The organism is Celeribacter naphthalenivorans, assembly GCF_020524585.1.
GTDB classification, from domain to species: domain Bacteria; phylum Pseudomonadota; class Alphaproteobacteria; order Rhodobacterales; family Rhodobacteraceae; genus Celeribacter; species Celeribacter naphthalenivorans.
The window spans coordinates 1-5623 of sequence record NZ_JAIVLK010000018.1 but is presented as its reverse complement, the minus strand read 5'-3'; the positions used below and the strand labels follow the sequence as shown (position 1 = coordinate 5623).

Genomic DNA, 5623 nt, shown 5'->3' with positions numbered 1-5623 from the left:
CGGCCTGCCACTATGTATGCGATTTTGATTTTGGCTGTGTGCGTTTCGGCAATTTGAAACGACAAAATTCTCCCGGGGGAGGCGCTTAACTATCTGTTACTTATCGGTATTTATTGGTTGCGGGAGTAGGATTTGAACCTACGACCTTCAGGTTATGAGCCTGACGAGCTACCGGGCTGCTCCATCCCGCGACACTTTTGGGCTAGTGCGCTGCGCGCTGAGCCCGATGTGTGGCCTATTGCGCGTGTTGCGCTTTGAGGCGATATGCCCCACGGGCGAATTTTTGTTCGTGTGGGGAATTTGGTATCGTTTAGAGAGATATTTGGCTCTTTATTAGGTTTGGCGGTGACCTACTCTCCCACGTCTTAGGACGCAGTACCATTGGCGCAACCGTGCTTAACGGCCGAGTTCGGGATGGGATCGGGTGTTTCACTGGTGCTGTGACCACCAAACCGAATAAAGAGCCAAGTCAAGTAAGTGTTTGTGTATGCTTTTGATTTTGATTTTGTAAAAGTTTTGCTTTTACTGGATCAAATCAAGCCTATCGGGCAATTAGTACTGGTCAACTGAATGCATTACTGCACTTACATCTCCAGCCTATCGACGAGGTGGTCTACCTCGGCCCTCAGGGATACCTTGTTTTGAGGGGGGCTTCCCGCTTAGATGCCTTCAGCGGTTATCCTTTCCGATCATAGCTACCCAGCACTGCTATTGGCATAACAACTGGTCCACCAGTGGATCGTTCACCCCGGTCCTCTCGTACTAGGGGCAACTCCTCTCAAGTATCCTACACCCACGGCAGATAGGGACCGAACTGTCTCACGACGTTCTAAACCCAGCTCACGTACCTCTTTAAACGGCGAACAGCCGTACCCTTGGGACCTGCTCCAGCCCCAGGATGAGATGAGCCGACATCGAGGTGCCAAACACTGCCGTCGATATGGACTCTTGGGCAGTATCAGCCTGTTATCCCCGGCGTACCTTTTATCCGTTGAGCGATGGCCCTTCCACTCGGGACCACCGGATCACTATGGCCGTCTTTCGACTCTGCTCGACTTGTCAGTCTTGCAGTCAGGCTGGCTTCTGCCATTGCACTCAACGAGCGATTTCCGACCGCTCTGAGCCAACCTTCGCGCGCCTCCGTTACTCTTTGGGAGGCGACCGCCCCAGTCAAACTACCCGCCACACAGGGTCCCGGAACCGGATAACGGTCCGCGGTTAGACATCAAGCAGAACAAGGGTGGTATCTCAAAGGAGGCTCCACAGGGACTAGCGTCCCTGCTTCAAAGCCTACCACCTATTCTGCACATGTTGTGCCTGATGCCAGTGTGAAGCTGTAGTAAAGGTGCACGGGGTCTTTCCGTCTAACCGCGGGAAGCCTGCATCTTGACAGGCAATTCAATTTCGCTGAGTCTATGTTGGAGACAGCGGGGAAGTCGTTACGCCATTCGTGCAGGTCGGAACTTACCCGACAAGGAATTTCGCTACCTTAGGACCGTTATAGTTACGGCCGCCGTTTACCTGGGCTTCAATTCAAGGCTTGCACCTCTCCTTTTAACCTTCAGGCACCGGGCAGGCGTCAGACCCTATACGTCGTCTTACGACTTCGCAGAGCCCTGTGTTTTTAGTAAACAGTCGCCACCCCCTGGTTTGTGCCCCCAGCCAATACTTGCGTAGAAACTGGGCCTCCTTCTCGCGAACTTACGGAGGTATTTTGCCGAGTTCCTTCAACATAGTTCTCTCAAGCGCCTTGGTATTCTCTACCAGTCCACCTGTGTCGGTTTAGGGTACGATCTAACGAGAGGCTATTTCCAGGGACCGCTGAGCCGCCCATTCAATCCGATAAGGATGAACGACCTTTGCGATCCGTCACTTCTCTCTGGCCCAGGAATATTAACCTGGTTCCCATCGACTACGCCTTTCGGCCTCGCCTTAGGGGTCGGCTTACCCTGCTCAGATTAGCTTTAAGCAGGAACCCTTGGACTTTCGGCGACAGGGTCTCTCACCCTGTTTGTCGCTACTCATGTCATCATTCTCACTGGTGATCTCTCCACGGGATCGTTCACACGCCCGCTTCACAGAAAGCTCCTTGTGTCCAATATTCCCGAAGGAATTAAGGACACATGGAGCTATATCACACCACGCTCTGCTACCATGCCTTACGGCATCCTCGGCTTCGGCTCATGGCTTGAGCCCCGTTACATCTTCGCCGCAGGACAACTTATCTAGACCAGTGAGCTGTTACGCTATCTTTAAAGGATGGCTGCTTCTAAGCCAACCTCCTGGTTGTTTTGGTCGTCCCACCTGCTTTCCCACTTAGCCATGAATTAGGGGCCTTAGCCGGAGGTCAGGGTTGTTTCCCTCTCCACTACGGGCGTTAGCACCCGCAGTGTGTCTGCCATCTAGTACTCCCGGGTATTCGGAGTTTGGTTAGGATCAGTAAGCCTGTGGGGCCCCATTACCCATCCAGTGCTCTACCCCCCGGGGTATTCGGATGACGCTCTACCTAAATAGATTTCGCAGAGAACCAGCTATCTCCGAGTTTGATTGGCCTTTCACCCCTAGGCACAACTCATCCCGACCTTTTTCAACAGGTGTGGGTTCGGACCTCCAGTAAGTGTTACCTTACCTTCATCCTGGTCATGCCTAGATCACTCGGTTTCGGGTCTGATCCCACGAACTCATTCGCCCTATTAAGACTCGCTTTCGCTACGCCTACACCTAACGGCTTAAGCTTGCTCGTAAGACCAAGTCGATGACCCATTATACAAAAGGTACGCCGTCAGGACTCGAGGTCCCTCCGACTGCTTGTAGGCGTCCGGTTTCAGAAACTGTTTCACTCCCCTCGTCGGGGTGCTTTTCACCTTTCCCTCACGGTACTGGTTCGCTATCGGTCAGTAAGGAGTACTTAGCCTTCGGGGGTGGTCCCCCGATCTTCAGACAGAATTTCACGTGTTCCGCCCTACTTAATACGTCAATCAAAGCTTCCTATACGGGGCTGTCACCCGCTATGGCCAGACTTTCCAATCTGTTCTAGTCACTTCTCATGCTCGGCTGGTTCCCGTTCGCTCGCCGCTACTAGGGAAGTCTCTATTGATGTCCTTTCCTCCGGGTACTTAGATGTTTCAGTTCCCCGGGTTTGCTCTTAAAACCCTATGTATTCAGGTTAAAAGTACCTGTTTCAGCAAGATATTGAGTGCCGAAGCAACAATATCAAACTGTCAGGTGGGTTCCCCCATTCGGAAATTCATGGATCAAAGCCTATTCTCAGCTCCCCATGACTTATCGCAGAGTATCACGTCCTTCATCGCCTCTTACTGCCAAGGCATCCACCAAACGCCCTTCTCGCGCTTGATTTGATCCAGAAAGAGCAAAACTTGCGTCTTGCGAGCCTACAAGCTGGTAAGATGTAGGCTATGCTTCCTGAACCAAAAGCATACTTTCCCGCTTCCGATCTTGTATGGGATCGGAAACGCGCTGCAATTCCGCAGAACTGCAACTTGGTTAGTTTACTTGACTTGGGCAACATCATCTTTTCACGCCGCGATACAGTCAAAACCCCGAGGAAAGGGGGTTGAGATTGCCTTCCATTCGGAAGCGACGGAGGTTTAACCCACACTTGGGCAACCAACGATGTTGCAATTTTATCTCTCTATACGATGTCAGATAGTTGTCCTACCGCCTATTCGGCTACTTGAGGACGTCGTCTAAGATTAGACGAGCAAACACTGGATCAGTGCTTGCTGATGTAATCTTAAAGGATGGTGGGTCGAGGAGGACTTGAACCTCCGACCTCACGCTTATCAGGCGTGCGCTCTAACCACCTGAGCTACCGACCCATCCGGATCGGCAACGCTACCGGTGGCCGATCATAACCTGGTGGAGCCTATCGGGATCGAACCGATGACCCTCTGCTTGCAAAGCAGATGCTCTCCCAGCTGAGCTAAGGCCCCAGAAGCAACCGCGAAGGCTGCTTGGAATTCCGAAGAGATATGAGGACGGCCTGGCCGAGTTTGACCAACTATTGTTGATCTATGCTACTAAGTAGCTGCTAAGTGATCCACGAGATTGGCAAGCCAATCTGCTAGGATCATCCTTAGAAAGGAGGTGATCCAGCCGCAGGTTCCCCTACGGCTACCTTGTTACGACTTCACCCCAGTCGCTGAGCCTACCGTGGTCCGCTGCCTCCAAAAGGTTGGCGCACGGCCGTCGGGTAGACCCAACTCCCATGGTGTGACGGGCGGTGTGTACAAGGCCCGGGAACGTATTCACCGCGTCATGCTGTTACGCGATTACTAGCGATTCCGACTTCATGGGGCCGAGTTGCAGACCCCAATCCGAACTGAGACAGCTTTTTGGGATTAACCCATTGTCACTGCCATTGTAGCACGTGTGTAGCCCAACCCGTAAGGGCCATGAGGACTTGACGTCATCCACACCTTCCTCCCGCTTATCACGGGCAGTTTCCCTAGAGTCCCCGGCCGAACCGCTGGTAACTAAGGATGTGGGTTGCGCTCGTTGCCGGACTTAACCGAACATCTCACGACACGAGCTGACGACAGCCATGCAGCACCTGTCACTGATCCAGCCGAACTGAAGGAAAAGATCTCTCTAATCCGCGATCAGGATGTCAAGGGTTGGTAAGGTTCTGCGCGTTGCTTCGAATTAAACCACATGCTCCACCGCTTGTGCGGGCCCCCGTCAATTCCTTTGAGTTTTAATCTTGCGACCGTACTCCCCAGGCGGAATGCTTAATCCGTTAGGTGTGTCACCGACAAGTATACTTGCCGACGACTGGCATTCATCGTTTACGGTGTGGACTACCAGGGTATCTAATCCTGTTTGCTCCCCACACTTTCGCACCTCAGCGTCAGTATCGAGCCAGTAAGCCGCCTTCGCCACTGGTGTTCCTCCGAATATCTACGAATTTCACCTCTACACTCGGAATTCCACTTACCTCTCTCGAACTCAAGACTAGCAGTATCAAAGGCAGTTCCAGGGTTGAGCCCTGGGATTTCACCTCTGACTGACTAATCCGCCTACGTGCGCTTTACGCCCAGTAATTCCGAACAACGCTAACCCCCTCCGTATTACCGCGGCTGCTGGCACGGAGTTAGCCGGGGTTTCTTTACCTGCTACTGTCATTATCATCACAGGCGAAAGAGCTTTACGACCCTAAGGCCTTCATCACTCACGCGGCATCGCTAGATCAGGGTTGCCCCCATTGTCTAAGATTCCCCACTGCTGCCTCCCGTAGGAGTCTGGGCCGTGTCTCAGTCCCAGTGTTGCTGATCATCCTCTCAAACCAGCTATAGATCGTAGTCTTGGTAGGCCATTACCCCACCAACTAACTAATCTAACGCGGGCCGATCCCTCACCGAAATTCTTTCCCCCGAAGGGCGTATACGGTATTAAACCCAGTTTCCCGGGACTATTCCGTAGTGAAGGGTACGTTCCCACGCGTTACTAACCCGTCCGCCACTAGATCCGAAGATCTCGTTCGACTTGCATGTGTTAGGCGTGCCGCCAGCGTTCGTTCTGAGCCAGGATCAAACTCTCAAGTTGAAATGATGTTACCATCATAACCTTGACGTCGAACCTCTGCACATCACTCCATCCAACC

The 5623-nt window shown here is 52.6% G+C and carries 3 tRNA genes and 3 rRNA genes; all 6 read right to left on the bottom strand.

From position 1 onward, the window contains the following. Positions 1 to 114: 114 nt before the first annotated feature. The 6 genes from LC094_RS21400 to LC094_RS21375 all read right to left on the bottom strand — a co-directional run bounded on the left by LC094_RS21400 (position 115) and on the right by LC094_RS21375 (position 5565). Positions 115 to 191 (bottom strand) — tRNA-Met (locus tag LC094_RS21400). Between the two features lie 146 nt (positions 192 to 337). Beyond that, a 5S ribosomal RNA gene (gene rrf, locus LC094_RS21395) occupies positions 338 to 452 on the bottom strand. A 79-nt stretch (positions 453 to 531) separates the two neighbouring features. Next, positions 532 to 3357: ribosomal RNA gene (locus LC094_RS21390) — 23S ribosomal RNA — on the bottom strand. 405 nt (positions 3358 to 3762) lie between these two features. Continuing rightward, positions 3763 to 3839 (bottom strand) — tRNA-Ile (locus tag LC094_RS21385). A gap of 38 nt (positions 3840 to 3877) precedes the next feature. Further along, a tRNA-Ala gene (locus LC094_RS21380) sits at positions 3878 to 3953 on the bottom strand. A 147-nt stretch (positions 3954 to 4100) separates the two neighbouring features. Then, positions 4101 to 5565: ribosomal RNA gene (locus tag LC094_RS21375) — 16S ribosomal RNA — on the bottom strand. Together the 16S, 23S and 5S rRNA genes with 3 tRNA genes alongside form the textbook arrangement of a ribosomal RNA operon. Positions 5566 to 5623 lie beyond the last annotated feature (58 nt).